This window comes from Delftia sp. UME58 (genome assembly GCF_014170385.1).
In the GTDB taxonomy this organism is placed as follows: Bacteria; Pseudomonadota; Gammaproteobacteria; order Burkholderiales; family Burkholderiaceae_C; genus Comamonas; species Comamonas acidovorans.
The window spans coordinates 1-641 of sequence record NZ_LZZV01000041.1; the positions used below are offsets into that span (position 1 = coordinate 1).

Below are 641 nucleotides of genomic sequence, written 5' to 3' on the forward strand. Positions count from 1 at the left end.
ATCAAGCTGATCTTCGGTCGACTGACCTGGGACGCCATCCCCTTTCACGAACCCATCCTGCTTGCCACGTTCTTCATGGTGGCAGTGGGCGGCATCGTCGTGCTGGGCTCCATCACCTACTACAAGAAATGGGGCTACCTGTGGCACGAATGGTTCACCAGCATCGACCACAAGAAGATCGGGATCATGTATGTGATCCTGGCGCTGATCATGCTGCTGCGCGGTTTTGCCGACGCCATCATGATGCGCGCCCAGCAGGCGATGGCCGTTGGCGACGCCGCCGGCTATCTGCCGCCGCACCACTACGACCAGATCTTCACGGCGCACGGCGTCATCATGATCTTCTTCGTGGCCACGCCCCTGATCCTGGGGCTGATGAACGTGGTCGTGCCGCTGCAGATCGGCGCGCGCGACGTGGCCTATCCGCTAGTGAACTCGCTGGGCTTCTGGCTGTCGGCGGTGGGCGCGGTCCTGGTCATGATCTCGATGTTCGTGGGCGACTTCGCCGCCACGGGCTGGGTCGCGTATCCCCCCTTGTCAGGGCTGCAATACAGTCCGACCGTGGGTGTGGACTACTACATCTGGTCATTGCAGATATCGGGGCTGGGCACGACGCTGTCGGGCATCAACTTCATCGTGAC

1 protein-coding gene is annotated in these 641 nt (G+C 61.5%); it reads left to right on the plus strand.

Features of this window, described 5'->3' with window-relative positions; genetic code table 11:
• Positions 1–9: 9 nt before the first annotated feature.
• The coding region (locus A9976_RS11750; RefSeq protein WP_183019155.1) for a cbb3-type cytochrome c oxidase subunit I at positions 10–641 on the plus strand (632 nt) is incomplete at its 3' end.